Origin of the sequence: Micromonospora sp. C81, assembly GCF_018070425.1 — a bacterium.
Taxonomy (GTDB): Bacteria; Actinomycetota; Actinomycetes; order Mycobacteriales; family Micromonosporaceae; genus Micromonospora; species Micromonospora zamorensis.
In genome coordinates, this window is record NZ_JAGPXS010000008.1 from 182,922 (window position 1) to 198,399 (window position 15,478).

The 15,478-nt window shown below is 72.3% G+C and carries 14 protein-coding genes; 4 read left to right on the forward strand and 10 right to left on the reverse strand.

Going from position 1 to position 15,478, the window contains the following annotated elements; all coding sequences use genetic code 11:
• Positions 1–157 precede the first annotated feature (157 nt).
• Positions 158–1,951 carry a carbohydrate binding domain-containing protein gene (locus KBX46_RS15960; RefSeq protein ID WP_210793076.1) on the forward strand — a complete coding sequence of 598 codons (1,794 nt, stop codon included), beginning with the start codon at positions 158–160 and terminating at the stop codon, positions 1,949–1,951.
• A 68-nt stretch (positions 1,952–2,019) separates the two neighbouring features.
• Here the strand turns inward: KBX46_RS15960 and KBX46_RS15965 are convergent, their stop codons facing one another.
• Entirely contained in the window at positions 2,020–3,153 is a 1,134-nt protein-coding gene (locus tag KBX46_RS15965; protein WP_210793077.1) for a peptidoglycan-binding protein, read from the reverse strand.
• A 254-nt stretch (positions 3,154–3,407) separates the two neighbouring features.
• On the opposite strand from KBX46_RS15965, the gene KBX46_RS15970 reads away from it, so the two are divergent.
• On the forward strand, positions 3,408–4,520 hold the full coding sequence (locus KBX46_RS15970) for an RICIN domain-containing protein (RefSeq protein WP_210793078.1): 1,113 nt from the start codon (positions 3,408–3,410) through the stop codon (positions 4,518–4,520).
• 22 nt (positions 4,521–4,542) lie between these two features.
• Here the strand turns inward: KBX46_RS15970 and KBX46_RS15975 are convergent, their stop codons facing one another.
• From KBX46_RS15975 to KBX46_RS15985, 3 genes are all read right to left on the reverse strand, one after another.
• The gene (locus tag KBX46_RS15975) at positions 4,543–5,163 is read right to left on the reverse strand and encodes a DUF402 domain-containing protein (RefSeq protein ID WP_210793079.1); all 621 of its coding nucleotides are present in this window, start codon (positions 5,161–5,163) and stop codon (positions 4,543–4,545) included.
• A 110-nt stretch (positions 5,164–5,273) separates the two neighbouring features.
• On the reverse strand, positions 5,274–6,026 hold the full coding sequence (locus KBX46_RS15980) for a YebC/PmpR family DNA-binding transcriptional regulator (RefSeq protein WP_088947365.1): 753 nt from the start codon (positions 6,024–6,026) through the stop codon (positions 5,274–5,276).
• A 230-nt stretch (positions 6,027–6,256) separates the two neighbouring features.
• On the reverse strand, positions 6,257–6,895 hold the full coding sequence (locus KBX46_RS15985; RefSeq protein ID WP_099852157.1) for an NADPH-dependent FMN reductase: 639 nt from the start codon (positions 6,893–6,895) through the stop codon (positions 6,257–6,259).
• A 104-nt stretch (positions 6,896–6,999) separates the two neighbouring features.
• On the opposite strand from KBX46_RS15985, the gene KBX46_RS15990 reads away from it, so the two are divergent.
• Complete coding sequence (locus KBX46_RS15990) at positions 7,000–7,851, forward strand: helix-turn-helix transcriptional regulator (RefSeq protein ID WP_247667635.1); 852 nt, start codon at positions 7,000–7,002, stop codon at positions 7,849–7,851.
• Between the two features lie 17 nt (positions 7,852–7,868).
• Here KBX46_RS15990 and pdxT read toward each other — a convergent pair whose 3' ends face one another.
• From pdxT to pgsA, 6 genes are all read right to left on the reverse strand, one after another.
• Entirely contained in the window at positions 7,869–8,474 is a 606-nt protein-coding gene (gene pdxT, locus KBX46_RS15995) for a pyridoxal 5'-phosphate synthase glutaminase subunit PdxT (protein WP_210793081.1), read from the reverse strand.
• Positions 8,475–8,517: 43 nt separating this feature from the next.
• Positions 8,518–9,435, reverse strand: coding sequence for a pyridoxal 5'-phosphate synthase lyase subunit PdxS (gene pdxS, locus KBX46_RS16000; RefSeq protein WP_099852153.1), 918 nt, complete (start codon positions 9,433–9,435; stop codon positions 8,518–8,520).
• 128 nt (positions 9,436–9,563) lie between these two features.
• The gene (locus tag KBX46_RS16005; protein ID WP_088951617.1) at positions 9,564–10,067 is read right to left on the reverse strand and encodes a hypothetical protein; all 504 of its coding nucleotides are present in this window, start codon (positions 10,065–10,067) and stop codon (positions 9,564–9,566) included.
• 81 nt (positions 10,068–10,148) lie between these two features.
• The gene (locus KBX46_RS16010) at positions 10,149–11,309 is read right to left on the reverse strand and encodes a glycosyltransferase family 4 protein (protein WP_210793082.1); all 1,161 of its coding nucleotides are present in this window, start codon (positions 11,307–11,309) and stop codon (positions 10,149–10,151) included.
• Between the two features lie 121 nt (positions 11,310–11,430).
• Positions 11,431–12,363 carry a phosphatidylinositol mannoside acyltransferase gene (locus KBX46_RS16015; RefSeq protein WP_210793083.1) on the reverse strand — a complete coding sequence of 311 codons (933 nt, stop codon included), beginning with the start codon at positions 12,361–12,363 and terminating at the stop codon, positions 11,431–11,433.
• 46 nt (positions 12,364–12,409) lie between these two features.
• Positions 12,410–13,039 (reverse strand): phosphatidylinositol phosphate synthase, encoded by a 630-nt coding sequence (gene pgsA / locus KBX46_RS16020; RefSeq protein WP_141908779.1) that lies wholly within the window; start codon positions 13,037–13,039, stop codon positions 12,410–12,412.
• A gap of 251 nt (positions 13,040–13,290) precedes the next feature.
• Here pgsA and KBX46_RS16025 point away from each other — a divergent pair, with 251 nt between their 5' ends.
• On the forward strand, positions 13,291–15,444 hold the full coding sequence (locus KBX46_RS16025) for an elongation factor G-like protein EF-G2 (RefSeq protein ID WP_210793084.1): 2,154 nt from the start codon (positions 13,291–13,293) through the stop codon (positions 15,442–15,444).
• Positions 15,445–15,478 lie beyond the last annotated feature (34 nt).

The following is a 15,478-nucleotide window of genomic DNA, read 5'->3' on the forward strand; positions in this document are numbered from 1 at the left end:
GGGCGCCGGTGTCCTGACGGATGCCGGCGCCCGCCGCCGTACGGGCCCGTTCCGAGCGCTGTTCGGAGGCCGTGAACAGCGCGAACGCTCCTACGTTGAGCCGATCCTCACGGCAACGACCTGGTCGTCGCCGGTCCCTGGACCGGAAAGGCTCTCGATGTCCCCACCGATCAACACACGGCACCTTCGTCGCCTGCTCAGCGTGGTGCTCGCGGTCGCCCTCGCCAGCACCCTCACGGCCCTCGTCCGGCCCACGCCGGCCGCCGCCGCCCCGGGCGACCTCATCCTCAACGGCACGTTCGACAACGGCAGCACCCAGCCCTGGTGGACCCGGCTCGCCTCGACCAGCACGACGGTCAACGCCGGGCAACTGCGCGTCCGCACCAGCGCGACGGTCGGCAAGCCCGTCTGGGAGGACCTGGTCGGCCACTTCGAGTTCGGAGTGACGGCCGCGCAGCCGTACCGGTTGCAGTTCGACGCCGCCGCGGACGTCAGCCGCTCCCTGCGCGTCTCGGTCTCCCGGGCGGACACGCCCTTCACCTCCGCCGTCGACCAGAGCGTCGCGCTAACCCCCACGATGCGCCGGTTCACCTTCGACTTCACCTCCGCGTTCGGTGACCCGAAGGCGGTGCTCCTGTTCCACCTCGGTGGCCAGGCCTCCTCGACGGTCCGGTTCGACAACGTCTCGCTCAGCCCTTTGGCCGTCGACCCGGCCACCGATCCGATCCTGTACTGGAACGGCGTGCTGCTGCGCACCTACCAGGCGCTGGACCTGCCGCCCACCTCCTCCTCCCGGGAGGCCGCCATCCTGCACGCGGCGATGCACGACGCCGCCGTCTCGGTCACCGGCGTCGGAAATCCCTACCGGGTACGGGTGCCTGTCAGTTACCCGGGCACCATGGACAACGTCGTGGCGCCGTCCCTGCACGCCGCCATCGACCGGGCCGCGTACGACGTGCTGACCGCCCTGTACGGCGGTCAGGGCCAGTCCTACACCCAGGCCCTCGCCGGCGCTGTCGCCCTCCGGCCGTCGGGGGTGAACGCCGCCGAGGTCGCCCGTGGTGACACCGTCGGCGCGGCGGCGGCCACCGCCAACCTCCAGGCCCGCGCCAACGACGGCTCCGGCAACAACACGCCGTACCAACTGGACGCCGTGCCCGGGTCGTGGCGGCCGACCAACGGAAAGGCGGCGGTCAGCCCGAACTGGGGCCTCGTCACCCCGTTCGCGCTCACCTCCGGCCGTCAGTTCCGCCCCGGGCTACCCGCCGGGGTGACCGGAGGTTACGCCGACCTGCTCGGCGAGCAGGAATACCGCGACCAGGTGCAGGAGATCCGTGACTACGGCGGTCAGACGTCGTCGCTGCGGACCCCCGAGCAGACGCAGATCGCGTTCTTCTGGGCCAACGACCTGGGAGGTACGTACAAGCCACCGGGTCAGCTCTTCTCGCACACCCGGATCGTGTCGGAGCAACGTCAGCTCGGCATCCTGGCCAACGCCCGGCTCTTCGGGCTGGTCGCTCTCGCGCTCGCCGACGCCGCCATCGCCGCCTGGGACGCCAAGTACCAGACACCGATCGACCTGTGGCGGCCGGTGACGGCCATCGAGGCGATGGGCGGCGCCGGTTGGCAGCCGCTGTCCCAGGATCGCGCCGGGATGCCGTACACGCCGGCCTTCCCGGCCTACATCTCCGGGCACGCCACCTTCGCGGGGGCCTGGTCGGCCGTGATGAAGAGGTTCTTCGGCACCGACGCGATCGCCTTCGACGCCACCACCGACGACCCGCACGCGGAGGGCGTGGTCCGGCACATGCCCGGCTTCGACCACGCCGCCGAGGAGAACGCGCTGAGCCGCATCTACCTCGGCGTGCACTACCGGTTCGACGCGGACGCCGGACTCGCCACCGGCCGTTCCGTGGGCGCGCACGTGTACGCCAACCGGCTGCGGCCGTGAGCCGTCGGTCGGTGTGACGGGGGATGCTGCCCGCCCGGTCCGTGGACCCGGGCGGGCAGCATCACGCGTCACCGCGACGCCGTGCAGTGCCAGTGGCCAAAATCGCCGGTACGCGACCAGACGTGCCGGGCCGCCCCGATGCTCCAACCCGGGTCCAGCGCCGTCCGCCGGTCGACGCCCAACCGGGACAACTCCATGTCGCTGAACTGGAACAACCCCCAGCGCCGCGACCCGTCCCCGGCGATCTCCACGCGGTACGGGTCCAACCCGGACAGGCAGCGCGCCAGCTGCACCGCCCCGCCCGGGTCCTCCGGGAAGACCCGCCGCACCTCCTTGCCGATCCGGTCCTCCGTCCAGGTGGGCGGCACCTTCACCGCGCCGGACAACTCGTCGAGCACCCGCCCGTCCGCCGTGCCGCTGACCGGCAGGCCACCGAACGCCTGGAAGACGATCAGTCGGCTGGTGGTGTCCGGGCCGAACCAGCCGTCCACGGGCACCTCCAGTCCGCCCGCCACCAGACGCTCCTGGAGGTCCAGCACGCACGGGCCGTACATGCCCTGGCGCAGGATCAGCGGACAACCGTCGGACGGCGAGCTGTCGACGGTGGCGGCGGCACCAGGGAGCAGCACCCCGGACGCCCCGACCGTGAGCACGCCGAGCACGGCGAGCAGCGCGAGCCGAAGCCAACGGCGGGTCGGCCAGGGCGCGGTGACCCGCGGCGGCGGCGTCGGCCGGACCGGGCCGACGACGGTCCCGGCCGGTGCGCTGTTCGCAGCCGGTGGGCTGTTCGCAGCTGGTTCGCTGTTCGCGGCCGGTGCGCCGTCCACGGCCGGTGCGCTGTTCGCGGCCTGCTGGGGTGCCGCGGGTGGCGACGAGGTGGTCGGCACCGCCTGGTTCTCCCATCGATCCCGCTCGCCGAGCTGGGCCTCGATGTTCCGGCGCGTCTCCACCCACCGCCGCACGTCGGCGGGCGTGGTGCCGCAGGCCACCAGCAGGGCCACGACGGTGCGCTCCCGGGGCAGGGTGGTCCGCCCCAGCATCGTGGCGAGAGTGCTCGGCGGTAGCCAGTGCCCGGCCGCCGAGGCCTGCCTGGTGATCTCCCGGTAGGTCAGACCGGAACGCCGACGCACGTCGCGGAGCAGTGCGACGTACTCCCCCGCCGTGGCCACGTGCGTCAGCGGATCCCGGGCAGCGTCATCCATCGGATCTCCCCGTGTCGTTGATGTCGTCGGGCCCTGAATCGGTGCCCATTCGAATGCGCCAGCCGCACACCGATCAGCGGCGCGGCCATTGAGGACAGACGGTAGATAAGCCCGTCGGCGAGAACAATGCCCTGGTCAGCGCGGTGCGATGTCCGGGCAGCTCAGGACGGCATGTCCGGATCTTGTCCGACCATCTCGGACAGTCACCCCGGGCCGCCTTGCCCCCACCCGTCCCGGGTCTGGACAATCGTGCGATGACCACGGGGGAGCTACGACCGGACGAGGCGACCGACCCGGCCGAGTTCGTCGACATGCTGCGCCGGCTCAAGGACCGGTCGCGACTCACGTACCGACAGTTGGAGCAACGCGCGGCGGCGAGCGGTGACGTGCTGGCTCGCAGCACCGCCGCCGACATCCTGCGCCGATCCACACTGCCTCGACCCGAGGTGGTGGCCGCGTTCGTCCGGGCCTGTGGCGCGGAGGATCAGGTGGAGACGTGGCTGCGGGCGCGGCACCGGCTCGCGGTGGGCACCTACGCGCCGACACCGCCCCCGCCGGTGTCGCCCGCGCCGGACCGCCAGCCGGTCGACGGCGCCGCAGCCGACCACCAGACCGCCGACGGCGTCGCACCCGACCTCCGTCCATCCATCGGCACGGGGGCGGGGAGCGCGAGTGCCACCCGACCGCGCTGGTTCGCGCGGCCGGTGCCACTGATGCTGCTCGTCGGCGTCCTGCTGGCGGCGCTCGGCGTGGGCATCTGGACGCAGCGCCCCGACGACGACGAGCGGCGAACGGCACAGCTCACCGACCCGAGCACATCGGCAGGTGGGAGCCCGCCGGCCACGTCGGCGGGCGAGACCCCCTCGGCCACCCCCGAGAGCAGCGCCAGCCCGACCATCGGCCCAGACGCGCTCCTGAGCCAGATCCGTCCCGCCCGCAGCCCGCAACTCTGCGTCAGCGAGGGGCGTGACCGCACCGGCGAGTACGGCAGCCAGGTGGCGGTGCAGATCTCCTGCGCCGAGGCCACCCCGCCGGACACCTATCTGGAGCCGGCGGCCGGCGGGCTGTACTTCATCAAGTGGAACCACCCGGAGCACGGGCCGGGCTGCCTCACCGTCCGGGGCGAGAATCCCGGCCGGAATATGCTCGAACCCGTCACGAAGTGCAGCCAGGCCAACTGGTCCCAGCTGTTCCGCTTCGAGCCGACCGGGTCCGCGCCGACCTCGTACCGCATCCGGCCCACCCGCACGGACCTGTGCGTCGGGCTGCGCGACGATGACACGGAGGTGTCGGCCGAGGCGCTGGTCGAGCCGTGCACGAACGGCCCGGACCAGGTGTTCCTGATCGACGCGCTGCCGAAACGCTGACGCTCGGGGGTCGGCGGGCTGCTCAGCGGGCGGGCGGCACCTGGTCCCAGCCGGTGGGCAGCGGGGGCACCGACCAGGCCGGATCGGGGTGCCATTGCGCCCACGCCGGGTCCCACCAACGCTCGCTCGCGTCGAGCAGCGCCGCGATCCGGTCACCCTCGGCCTGGATCGCGTCAGCCATCCCGGGGTAACGCCCCTCGACGAGGCGCTGGGCGAACATCTCCACGTCCTTCCAGACGTACCGGTCGGCGTCCGCGCCCCACCACAGGTCCAGCTCGTGGTCGAGGGTGTCCACCCCGATCGGCGTACGACGCACCGGGTCCTGCAGGTTGAAGTACCAGCCGGCGAAGTCGCGCCCCGGCCCCGTCCAGAACACGTCGACCGAGTGCGCCTCGCCGGGGCGTTGCAGCATCAGCTTGCCGTGGCCGGACCAGGAGCGGTGCCCGGCGGTCTCCCACGGGTGCCGTCCGCACGGAAAGACGCCGGTCTCCGGGAAGCCGAACTCGGCTCCCGGTGGAAGGTAGAGGGCGAGCAGGTCGGGCGAGTCCTCGACGCAGATCGTCGGGCAGGCGAACCAGACCTCGCCCCGCAGCACCTCACGGCGCACCACCGTGTCACCTGGCGCGAACCGTTCTGCCGCCACTTTCCCACCTCCACGTTCGACGCCATCGCCTGGTCCACCCGGCTTTGCGAAAGTCGGGGTGTCCCAGCGCGAGGGACACCCCGACCTCCGTGGTTCCGAGTGGACCGCTCTCAGGCGTCGACCGCCGCCATCACGTCGTCGCTGATGTCGAAGTTCGCGTAGACGTTCTGCACGTCGTCGCAGTCTTCCAGGACGTCGATCAGCTTGAAGATCTTGCGGGCGCCCTCTTCGTCCAGCGGGATGTTCATGCTGGGGATCAGGGAGGACTCCGCCGACTCGTACTCGATGCCGGCGTCCTGTAGCGCAGTCCGCACCGGGACCAGGTCGGTCGGCTCGGAGACCACCTCGTACGCCTCACCGAGGTCGTTGACCTCCTCGGCGCCGGCGTCGAGGACCGCCATCATCACGTCGTCCTCGCTGGTGCCCTCCTTGGGCACGATCACCACGCCCTTGCGGGAGAACATGTACGACACCGAGCCGGCGTCGGCGAGCGAGCCGCCGTTGCGGGTCAGCGCCGTCCGCACCTCGGTGGCCGCCCGGTTGCGGTTGTCGGTGAGGCACTCGATGAGCATGGCCACGCCGTTCGGGCCGTACCCCTCATACATGATCGTCTGCCAGTCGGCGCCGCCCGCTTCCAGGCCGGAGCCGCGCTTGACGGCGCGGTCGATGTTGTCGTTCGGCACCGAGCTCTTCTTCGCCTTCTGGATCGCGTCGAAGAGAGTCGGGTTGCCGGTGGGGTCGCCGCCGCCGATCCGCGCGGCCACCTCGACGTTCTTGATCAGCTTGGCGAACATCTTGCCGCGCTTGGCGTCGATGACGGCCTTCTTGTGCTTGGTCGTCGCCCACTTTGAGTGGCCGGACATCTTCTACCTCCGTTGCTACCCGCCGTCTGCATCGACCGCACCGCTCACGCCCCACTCCCGCCGGCGCACGCGGAGGTGCCGGTCAGCTCTGGCGGAAGCCTGGCGGGCAGATGGCCCTGCCGAATCTCCGCAATCCTACCGACGTCCCCCGGGTCGCTGTCATGCACCGCGCGCGGCGACTCCGTCCCGTCCCCCCAGACCGGGGCAGACGGGACGAAATCCGCGATGGGCTACGACCCCAACAGCGCACGATCTGCCGGACGAAGCACCCGCGACCAGGTCACGACCTCGGCGAGCATCGTGGACAGCTCCGCTTCCCGACCGTCACCCGGCGCGAAGCGGCCGGCGGTCCGGTCACCAGGGTCGGCCCCGGTGAAGTCGAAGTCAGTGAAGATCGACAGCGCCACTCCGGTCGGCGCCACCACCGTCCGCACCTCGGTCAGAATCGCCCGCAGGTGATCGGCGGCCCGGGTGCCGCCCTGCACGCCGTAGCTCAGCACCCCGGCCACCTTGTCGGTCCACTCCGCGTACAGGAAGTCGATGCCGTTCTTGAGCGCTGCCGGTATCGAGCGGTTGTAGTCCGGGGTGACGAAGACGAAGGCGTCGCAGCCGTCCACCACCTCCGCCCACCGCCGGGTGTGCGGATGCCGGTAGTCGCCGAACAGCGCCGGCACCGGCTCGTCCAACAGTGGTAATGCCTGCTCGGCGAGGTCCACCAGTGTGAAGACGGCGTCCCCGGCGCGTACCGCCTCGTGCCGCTCGGCCACCTCCATGACCCAACGGGCGACCGCCGCGCCGCGCCGACCCGGGCGGGTGCTGCCCACGATCACACCGATCCGCAGCGGTCCTGTGCTCTGTGCGTTTCTCATGCCCCCGATCCTGCGAGCCACGCGGCGGCGGGGGGAGACCGCCGCGAGGATGGCCCTGCCGGGGCCACCCACCGGCCGACGCCGACTGCCAGACTGGCTCGGTGATGGACGGAGAGCTGGGCGCCTTCCTGCGCAGTCGCCGCGAAGCGCGGCGGCCGGCCGAGGTCGGCCTCCCCGAGGGCCCCCGCCGACGCACCCCCGGGCTGCGCCGGGCCGAGCTGGCGACGTTGGCGCAGGTCAGCGTGGAATACCTGACCCGACTGGAACAGGGCCGCGACACCCGGCCATCGCCGGAGATCCTCGCCGCGCTCGCCGACGCGCTGCGCCTGGACAGCGCCGACCGCGAACACCTGCGGCAACTCGCCTCAGCTCAGCACGCCCGACAGCTCTGCTCGGGCGACCGGCCGACGGTGTCCCGCACCGTCCGGCCCACGGTCCGCGCCATGCTCGACGCGCTGCGCGACACCCCGGCGTACGTGCTCAACCGGCTCGGTGACGTGCTGGCCTGGAATGAGCCATTCGACGTGCTCGCCCGCCCGCTCGGCCTGCTGGACGGGTCGCGACCGAACCTGGTCTGGTTCGTGCTGACCGACGAGCGGGCCCGTGCGCACTATCCGCAGTGGTCGGCGCTGGCCGACCAGCAGGTCGCGGAGCTGCACCTGCTGCGCCGGGGCGATCCGGCCAGCGACGCCTTCGCCGAGCAGCTGGCCCGTACGGTGGGCGCGCCGTTCGTCGACCGTTGGCGGCAGCGACCGGTCACCGCCGCGCGTACCGGTCTGCTGACGGTGCGCCATCCGGCGGCGGGGCTGTTGCGCCTCAACGTCGAGACCCTCGAGCTGGCCGATGCCGACCCGCAGCGCCTGGTGGTGCAGTTGCCCGCCGACGCCGCCACGGCGATCGCGCTCGACCAGCTGGCCGGCCGCCGCCCGGGGCAGCTGCGGGCGGTCGCCGGCTGAGCAACGGGGCACGGCCGTCAGGAGGCGGCCCGCACCAGGTCCACGAAGTACGCGTGCACGCGCAGGTCACCGGTCAGCTCCGGGTGGAACGAGGTGGCCAGCAGGTTGCCCTGCCGGACCGCCACGATCCGGTCGGCGGCCGGGCCGCCGGTCACCGTCCCGATCACCTGGACGCCGGCACCGACCCGCTCGACCCAGGGCGCGCGGATGAACACCGCGTGGAACGGCTCCCCCGGCACCCCGGCGATCTCCACCGGCGCCTCGAACGAGTCGACCTGCCGGCCGAACGCGTTGCGCCGGACGGTCATGTCGATGCCGGCGAAGCCCCGCTGGTCCGGTCGGCCGTCCAACACCACCGTCGCCAGCATGATCATGCCCGCGCAGGATCCGTAGACCGGCATGCCGTCGGCGATCCGCTTGTCGATCGGCTCGCGCATCTCGAAGATGTCGGTGAGCTTGCTGATGGTGGTGGACTCACCCCCGGGGATGACCAGGCCGTCGACCGAGTCCAGCTCGGTCGGACGCCGGACCGGGCGGGCGTCCGCGCCCGCCGCGGCCAGTGCCGCGACGTGCTCGCGGACGTCCCCCTGGAGCGCGAGAACGCCGATCACGGGTGCCGTCACGTTCACACAGTTCCTCTCCGGTTCACGCCGCCCGAAGGAGCGCTCACCAGCCGCGCTCGGCCAGGCGGTGCGGCTGCGGGATCTCGTCGACGTTGATGCCGACCATCGCCTCGCCGAGACCCCGGGAAACCTTGGCCAGCACGTCCGGGTCGTCGTGGAAGGTGGTGGCCTTGACGATCGCGGCGGCCCGCTGGGCCGGGTTGCCGGCCTTGAAGATGCCGGAGCCGACGAAGACGCCCTCCGCGCCGAGCTGCATCATCATCGCCGCGTCGGCCGGAGTGGCGATCCCGCCGGCGGTGAACAGCACCACCGGCAGCTTGCCGCTCTCGGCGACCTCCTTGACCAGGTCGTACGGCGCCTGCAGCTCCTTGGCCGCGACGTACAGCTCGTCGGTCGGCAGCGAGGACAGCCGGGCGATCTCCTGACGGATCTTCCGCATGTGGGTGGTGGCGTTGGAGACGTCACCGGTGCCGGCCTCACCCTTGGAGCGGATCATGGCCGCGCCCTCGGTGATCCGGCGCAGCGCCTCGCCCAGGTTGGTCGCGCCGCAGACGAAGGGCACCGTGAAGGCCCACTTGTCGATGTGGTTCGCGTAGTCGGCCGGGGTCAGCACCTCGGACTCGTCGACGTAGTCGACGCCGAGCGACTGGAGGATCCGCGCCTCGACGAAGTGACCGATGCGGGCCTTGGCCATCACCGGGATGGAGACCGCCTCGATGATCCCGTCGATCATGTCGGGGTCGCTCATCCGGGACACCCCGCCCTGCGCGCGGATGTCGGCGGGCACCCGCTCCAGGGCCATCACCGCGACGGCGCCGGCGTCCTCAGCGATCTTGGCCTGCTCGGCGTTGACCACATCCATGATCACGCCGCCCTTGAGCATCTCGGCCATGCCACGCTTCACGCGGGCGGTGCCGACGACGGGGGCGGTACCGGTGTTCGAGACGGTGTTTTCGGGCACGGGTCATCGCTCCTTGGACGGGCTCCTGGGGGTGGCAGCGAAAATGCTACGCGCGGGTCAACGCCGCACCGACAGCCAATCAGACCCCCGGTGGCCTGCTCTGTGGCACCGATCACCGGCCCACCGGGTCAGCTCGCGGGCACGTCCGCGGGCACCGTCAGGGTCGGGTCGTCGATGTCGAAGTAGCGCGGCCACTCCCGACCCCGCCCCATCCGCAACAACCGCACCAGCGGCCGGCTGCGCGCCGAACGGGCGTCCCGCACCAGGTCGGTGTGCACCTGGCGGGACAGCGCGAGCCGGCGACTGGCGGCGATGACCGCCCCGCAGTCCGGATCGCCCGGATCCAACGGGACGGAACGCAGCTGCCGGGTCAGGTCGTTCTCTGCCGCCTCCCGCTCGTCCGGGCTGGCGTCCAGGGCGATCCGGGCCGCCGCGTACAGCTCCACGCCGAAGCGCCGCTCGGCCAGCACGGCCGCCGCGGCCGCCCGGCGCAGCAGGTGGGCGTCGAGCGCCCGGGCCGCCAGCTCCGCGCGGCTCTGCAACCTCTCGACCCGGCCGGCGGTCCAGATGAGGTACGCCGCGACCAGCCCAACGACCACGCTCGCGGCCACCACCCACCACATGTGCGGCATCGTAGTGCTGCTCCGTTTCAGCTCCGAGTGGGTGCGGTCACGCCGGACAACCGGTCGCCACCGCACCATCCGTCACACCGGTCAGCCCAGCCCCACCCATTCCTGGTCGATGACCCGCCCGTCGGTTGCTTCGATCGCCGCTGCGTATACCTCCAGAACGCGGCGAGCAACCACGGGCCAGTCGAAATTCGCCACGACCTGATCCCCGCAGGCGGTCAGTGCGGCCCGCCCCGCCGGGTCGTCCAACAGCTCGGCCAGGGCCTCGCGCAGTCCCGCCGGGTCACCGGTGGGAAACAGCCGGCCGGCACGCCCACCGTCGAGCACCCGCCGGAACGCGTCCAGGTCGCTGGCGACGACCGTCGTACCGGCCGCCAACGCCTCGGTGAGGATCATGCCGAAGGACTCGCCGCCGGTGTTCGGTGCCACGTAGAGGTGCACACTGCGCAGCATCCGCGCCTTGTCCGGTTCGGTGACCAGGCCGAGGAACGTGACGCGCTCGTGCAGGTCGGGCGGGAACTGGTCGTACAGGTCGTCGGGAGCACCCGGGCCGGCGACGAGCAGCCGTAGCCCCGGCCTGGTGGCGGCCAGCGCCACGAACGCGTCGCGCAGCACCGGGAAGCCCTTGCGCGCCTCGGTGAACCGGCCCAGGAAGCCCAGCGTGCCGCCGGTGCCCGGGCCACACTCACCCGGCCAGCCCGGCAACGGCTCGACGTCGGCGAACTTCGCCACCGCCACCCCGTTGGGGATCTCCACCGCGCCGCCGTCCATGTGCTCGACCTGCACCTTGCGGGCCAGCGCGCTGACCGCGATCCGGGCGGTGATCCGTTCCAACACGATCTGGAGCACACCCTGCGCCGCCGCCAACACCCGCGAACGGGTCATCGCGGTGTGGAACGTGGCCACCACCGGGCCGCGAGCGGAGAGCACGGCCAGCAGCGACAGGCTCAGCGTGAGCGGCTCATGCACGTGCAGCACGTCGAAGTCGCCATTGGTGATCCAACGCCGGACCCGGGCGGTCGAGACCGGGCCGAACGCGATCCGGGCCACCGATCCGTTGTACGGCAGCGGCATGGCACGGCCGGCGGACACCACGTACGCCGGCAGCGGCGAATCCTCGTCGGCCGGGGCGAGCACGCTGACCTCGTGGCCGAGCGCGATCAGCGCCTCGGCGAGGTCCATGACGTGGTTCTGCACCCCGCCGGGGACGTCGAAGGAGTACGGGCACACGATGCCGATCCGCATGCGTCAGCGCCCCCTGTCCGTGACCGCGACCGTGGGACACCATCGCGGCGCGCCCGCCTCGCTCACGACCCCGGGGCTCCGCTGCGCTGCACTCCTCGCGCTCACCGTGCCCACCACCCCCTCAGACCTGCCCGGAGGCCGACGAGGGCAGCTCCGTGCCGTCCCCCGTCCTCCGCTGGTCCAGCCACATCCGCTGCAACATGTGCCAGTCTTCCGGATGCCGGGCGATGCCCGCCGCCAGACGGTCGGCGATCAGCTGGGTCAGCAAACGGACCCGCTGGTCCAAAGGCCCCACCTCGGGTCCGGGGACCGGCAGCGGGCCGGCGAGCGACGCGCACGCGGCGTCCGGTTCGTACCACATCGAGGCCACGTAGAGCGGCGCTCCGGTGTGCAGCGCCAGCAGTGCGGGCCCGGCCGGCATCCGGGTCTTCCCGCCGAAGAAGTCCACCTCCACCCCGCGGGCGGAGAGGTCCCGGTCGGCCAGCAGCGGCACCACCGCACCGGCGCGTACCCGGTCCAGCAGCACGTCGAACGCCGGACGTGGCCCGCCGTGCGTCGGCAGGATCTCCATCCCGAGGACCTCTCGGAAGGCCAGGAACCGCTTGTACACGCCCTCCGGCTTGAGCCGCTCCATGACGGTGGCAATCGGCCAACCGGTGGCGGCCACCCAGGCGCCCGCGGCGTCCCAGTTGCCGGCGTGCGGCAACGCCACCACCGCGCCCCGGCCGGCGGCCACGTCCGCGGCGAGCAACTCGGCGCCGTCGAGCCGGAAACCGGACAGGATCTGCGCGCGGCTCAGCGAGGGCAGCCGGAACGCCTCCATCCAGTACCGGGCGTACGAGCGCAACCCGCGCTTGACGAGATCGTCCAGCTCGGCGTCGGGCAGGTCCGGGCCGACCACCCGGCGCAGGTTCGCGCGCAGTCGGGCCGTACCCCCGCCGCCGGTGCGGTGGGCGCGGTCCGCGCCCGCCTGAAACGCCGCCGCCACCAACGGCCGAGGTAACGCGCGGACCACCCGCCAGCCGGCGACGTAGCCGAGCTCGGTGAGGTTCACGCGGCCCGGCCGCCGGTCGTCCGGCGCCGGGTCCCCGCCGCGCCGCTCACGCCTGACCGTCCGGCTGGAGCTGCTGGGCCTGGCGGTAGACGTGCGCCATCCGCTGCCCCACCGTGAAGATCGACACCGCGGCGAGCAGCCAGAGCGCGATCTCCAGCGCCGGCTTCACGTTCAGGCCGGTGAGGATTCCACCGACCCCGACGATCAGCAGCCGCTCGGTGCGCTCGGCGATGCCCACGTTGCAGGTCATGCCGAGCCCCTCGGCGCGAGCCTTCACGTAGGAGACCAGGCTGCCTGCGGCCAGACAGACCAACGCGGCGGCCACCCCGGAGTAGTTGCCCTGCGTGGCCAGCCAGTACGCGACGGCACCGAAGACGGCGCTGTCGGCGACCCGGTCCATGCTTGAGTCGAGGAACGCGCCGAACCTGGTGGAGCCGCCGCTCATCCGGGCCATCGTCCCGTCGAGCAGGTCGGTGAGCGCGAACAGGGTGACGATCAACGCGCCCGCGACCAGATGGCCGCGGGCACCGAAGCCGAGCGCGCCGACGAGCACACCAACGGTGCCCGCGACGGTGACGGCATTGGGGGTGACGCCGGCGCGCAGAAGGGCGCGGGCAATCGGCTCGACGACGCGGGTCATCCCCGCGCGGGCCGACACTTGGAAGATCTTCGCCATGGCGGTCCCCACGATAACGGTCGCCCCAGCTCCGCCGATACGGCCGGTCCCGCCGACGCGCCTGCGAGAGGCTTGTGCCTACCCGACGAGGGGTGTGAGATCGAGCCGGGAGGTGAGCCAGCTCACCCGTCCACCCGTCCCGTTCCCGCTGTGCAGCAGACCACCGGAGGATATCGCCGCGCTCTCGCCCCGGGCCGCTTCCACCTCGCGCGGCGGTCGCCACCCACCACCGGCTGAGGGAGGTGCGCCCCATGGCGCAAAAGCATGAGAAGGGTTCGACCGGCGGCACGCCGGTGCTGACCGAGCCCGAGCGGGTCCGCAACGTGGTGCTCGTCGGGCACTCCGGAGCGGGCAAGACGACACTGGTCGAGGCGCTGCTCGCGGCCACCGGCACGATCGGCCGGGCCGGCAGCGTCGTCGACGGCACCACTGTCGGCGACCACGACCCCGCGGCCGTCCGCCAGCAGCGCTCGGTCAGCCTGTCCTGCGCGCCGCTGCTGCACAACGGCATCAAGGTCAACCTGCTGGACACCCCCGGGTACGCGGACTTCGTCGGCGAGCTGCGCGCCGGGCTGCGGGCCGCCGACGCCGCGCTCTTCGTCGTCTCGGCGGCCGGCGGCATGGACGCGGCCACCGTCGCGCTGTGGGAGGAGTGCGCGGCCGTCGACATGCCCCGCGCGGTCGCGGTGGCCCGACTGGACCAGCCCCGCGCCGACGTCGACGAGACGGTGGCGCTCTGCCAGCGTCTCTTCGGCGACAACGTGATGCCGCTCTACCTGCCGATGCTCGGCGACGACGGCGTGTCCACCGAGGGTCTGCTCGGCCTGATCACCCGCCGGGTCTTCGACTACTCCGCCGGGCTTCCCGCCGACGTCCGCGATCCCGACCCGGAGCACCAGCGGGCCATCGACGAGTCCCGCGACGAGCTGATCGAGGGGATCATCGCCGAGAGCGAGGACGAGACCCTCATGGACCGCTACCTCGACGGCGAGGAGATCAGCACCGAGGTGCTCATCGACGACCTGGAGAAGGCCGTCGCCCGGGGCCACTTCTACCCGGTGGTGCCGGTCTGCGCCGCGACCGGTGTCGGGCTGGACGTGCTGTTGGAGGTGCTGACCGCCGCGTTCCCGTCGCCGCTGGAGCACGAGTTGCCGGCGGTGACCGGCGTGGACGGCTCGCCGCGTCCGCCGCTGACCTGCGACCCGGCCGGGCCGCTCGTCGCGGAGGTCGTCAAGACCACCATCGACCGCCACGTCGGCCGGGTCTCGCTGGTCCGGGTGTTCTCCGGCACGCTGCGCCCCGACCAGACCATGCACGTCTCCGGCCACGGCATGGCCGAACGCGGGCACCCCGACCACGACGCCGACGAGCGGGTCGGGCACATCTTCACCCCGCTGGGCGCCACCCTGCGGGAGGTGCCGCTCTGCGTGGCCGGCGACATCTGCGCGATCACCAAGTCGGGCAGCGCCGAGACCGGCGACACCATCTCCGCCCGGGACGAACCGCTGCTGATCGCACCCTGGGAGATGCCGGAACCGCTGCTGCCGGTGGCAGTCGTCGCCCACAGCCGCGCCGACGAGGACGCCCTGGCCCGCAACCTCGCCCGCCTGGTCGCCGGCGATCCCACGCTGCGACTGGAGCGCAACCCGGAGACCCACCAGTTGGTGCTCTGGTGCATGGGTGAGGCACACGCTGACGTGGTGCTCGACCGGCTGCGCGCCGGCGGCGTCGAACTGGACACCGAGCCGGTCAAGGTGTCACTGCGCGAGACGCTGACCGCGCCCGCGAGGGGGCATGGCCGGCACGTCAAGCAGTCCGGTGGCCACGGTCAGTACGCGGTCTGCGACATCGAGGTCGAGCCCCTGCCCCCGGGCAGCGGCTTCGAGTTCGTCGACCGGGTCGTCGGCGGCGCGGTGCCGCACAACTACATCCCCTCGGTCGAGAAGGGTGTCCGCGCCCAGCTCGAACGTGGCCTGGTCGCCGGTCACCCGGTGGTGGACCTGCGGGTGACCCTGGTGGACGGCAAGGCGCACAGCGTCGACTCCTCCGACGCGGCCTTCCAGACCGCCGGTGCGCTGGCGTTGCGCGACGCCGCCGACCGTGGCCAGCCGGCGTTGCTGGAGCCGATCGACGAGGTCACCATCCGGGTGCCCGACGGCTCGGTGGGCCCCGTGATGGGCGACCTGTCCAGCCGGCGTGGCCGGGTACTCGGCACCGAACCGGACCCGGACACCGAGGGCCGCACCCTCGTCCGCGCCGAGGTGCCGGCCACCGAGTTGCTGCGCTACGCCGTCGAGCTGCGCTCGATGACGGCTGGCACCGGCACCTTCCGCCGTCACTTCGTCCGGCACGACCCCATGCCCGCGCACCTGGCCGATCAGATCCGCAAGGAACACACCCCCTGACCATCGCCCCACCGAGCCCGCGAACCGCGAACCG

What these genes read in the sequence shown, in the direction of transcription:
- KBX46_RS15960 (WP_210793076.1), top strand. Translation starts at nt 158, where the DNA reads ATGTCCCCACCGATCAACACACGGCACCTTCGTCGCCTGCTCAGCGTG.
- KBX46_RS16005 (WP_088951617.1), bottom strand. Translation starts at nt 10,067, where the DNA reads ATGCCGCACATGTGGTGGGTGGTGGCCGCGAGCGTGGTCGTTGGGCTG.
- KBX46_RS15985 (WP_099852157.1), bottom strand. Translation starts at nt 6,895, where the DNA reads ATGAGAAACGCACAGAGCACAGGACCGCTGCGGATCGGTGTGATCGTG.
- KBX46_RS15980 (WP_088947365.1), bottom strand. Translation starts at nt 6,026, where the DNA reads ATGTCCGGCCACTCAAAGTGGGCGACGACCAAGCACAAGAAGGCCGTC.
- KBX46_RS15970 (WP_210793078.1), top strand. Translation starts at nt 3,408, where the DNA reads ATGACCACGGGGGAGCTACGACCGGACGAGGCGACCGACCCGGCCGAG.
- KBX46_RS15990 (WP_247667635.1), top strand. Translation starts at nt 7,000, where the DNA reads ATGGACGGAGAGCTGGGCGCCTTCCTGCGCAGTCGCCGCGAAGCGCGG.
- KBX46_RS16025 (WP_210793084.1), top strand. Translation starts at nt 13,291, where the DNA reads ATGGCGCAAAAGCATGAGAAGGGTTCGACCGGCGGCACGCCGGTGCTG.
- KBX46_RS15965 (WP_210793077.1), bottom strand. Translation starts at nt 3,153, where the DNA reads ATGGATGACGCTGCCCGGGATCCGCTGACGCACGTGGCCACGGCGGGG.
- KBX46_RS16010 (WP_210793082.1), bottom strand. Translation starts at nt 11,309, where the DNA reads ATGCGGATCGGCATCGTGTGCCCGTACTCCTTCGACGTCCCCGGCGGG.
- pgsA (WP_141908779.1), bottom strand. Translation starts at nt 13,039, where the DNA reads ATGGCGAAGATCTTCCAAGTGTCGGCCCGCGCGGGGATGACCCGCGTC.